This window comes from Roseomonas rosulenta, from assembly GCF_016106005.1.
GTDB classification, from domain to species: Bacteria; Pseudomonadota; Alphaproteobacteria; order Acetobacterales; family Acetobacteraceae; genus Neoroseomonas; species Neoroseomonas rosulenta.
In genome coordinates this window covers 1-1,352 of the sequence record NZ_JACADR010000530.1, presented here as the reverse complement: position 1 = coordinate 1,352, position 1,352 = coordinate 1, and the positions used below count along the sequence as shown (strand labels likewise).

2 protein-coding genes are annotated in these 1,352 nt (G+C 74.7%); one reads left to right on the top strand and one right to left on the bottom strand.

The window, feature by feature from the left end; all coding sequences use genetic code 11:
- Positions 1–415, top strand: a 415-nt coding sequence (locus tag HW578_RS26605) for a thioredoxin family protein (RefSeq protein ID WP_198373704.1), incomplete at its 5' end; no start/stop codon positions are given.
- Between the two features lie 75 nt (positions 416–490).
- On the opposite strand, the gene HW578_RS26600 is transcribed toward HW578_RS26605, so the two are convergent.
- Positions 491–1,352 (bottom strand): M16 family metallopeptidase (locus tag HW578_RS26600; protein ID WP_198373703.1); only part of this gene is annotated, 862 nt, incomplete at its 5' end.

Sequence of the window (1,352 nt, the reverse complement as noted above, 5' to 3'; positions counted from 1 at the left end):
CGCGCTGGCGCTGCTGCCGCTGGTGCAGGGTGCGACGCCCGCCGCCGCGCGCAGCGCCGTGGCCGCGCACGAGGCCTGGTCCGAGGCCCGCGTCGCCGCCCTGCGTGCCGAGGGCCGCCCGGTCTTCGTGAACCTGACCGCCGCCTGGTGCATCACCTGCAAGGTGAACGAACGCATGGCGCTGGCGACCGAGGGCGTGCAGCGCGCCTTCGCCCAGCGCAACGTGGCCTATCTCACGGGCGACTGGACGCGCGGCGACCCTGCCATCACGGCGCTGCTGCGCGCGCACCAGCGCGACGGCGTGCCGCTCTACCTGTTCTACCCCGCGGGCGGTGCCGCGCCGCGCGTGCTGCCGCAGATCCTCACCGAGGGGATCGTGCTGCAGGGCATCTCCGGGATGGCCGGCGCGAGCTGATGCCCGCGGTCTAGGGGGCCGTCGCCCCCTGGCGGGAGAGCGCGAGAGGGCAGCGCCCTCTCGCTACATCCAGGCTTAAATCCCCTGGGGCTGCCCCGCGATGGTGACGGCGATCGCCTCGGGTTTCAGGAGGCTTGCCGCGACCTGCTTCGCCTTGCCCTGCGTGATGGCGCGCAGCCGGTCGTTGCGCCCGTCCAGCCAGTCGATCGCGCGCCCGTTGCGCCGCATGGCCAGCAGCGTGGCGGCGATGCGCCGGCTGTCGGTGAACTGCAGCGGCAGGGAGCCGGTGAGGAACGCCACCGCTTCCTCGAGCTCCGCCTCGGTCGGGCCGCGGGCCGCAAGGTCGGACCAGACGGATTTCGTGACCTCCAGCGCCTCGGCCACGCGGGCATTCTCGGTGGCGAAGCCGCAGGTGATGACGCCCCCGCCGAACAGGCTGTCGAGCCCGACGCCAATGCCGTAGGTCAGCCCGCGCTGCACCCGCACCGCCTCCATGAGGCGGGAGGAGAAGCCGCCCCCGCCCAGGATGCGCAGCACGATCTGCGCCGCCTCCCAGTCCGGGTCGTTCGGGGTAATGCCCGGCTGACCCAGGATGATCTGCGATTGCGGGCTGGGCACCGGCAGAACCTGGCGGCCGAATTCGGTGAAGGCCGGCAGGGCGGGCGGCGCCTCGGGCGCGCCGGCGGGCAGGGCGCCGAGCAGCTCGGGCAGCAGGGAGCGCAGCTGCGCCGGGCTGATGGCGCCTGAGGCCGCGACCAGAACGCCATCACGGCGCAGCTGGGCGGCGAGCCCGGCGCGCATGCCATCGACGGTCACCGCGGCCAGGGTTTCCGCCGTGCCTGTGGCCGGGCGCCCGGCCGGATGGGTCGGGAAGGCGGCCTGCCAGAAGCCGCGCCCGGCCTGGCCGCGCGGGGTCTCCAGCGACTGCCGCGCGCCG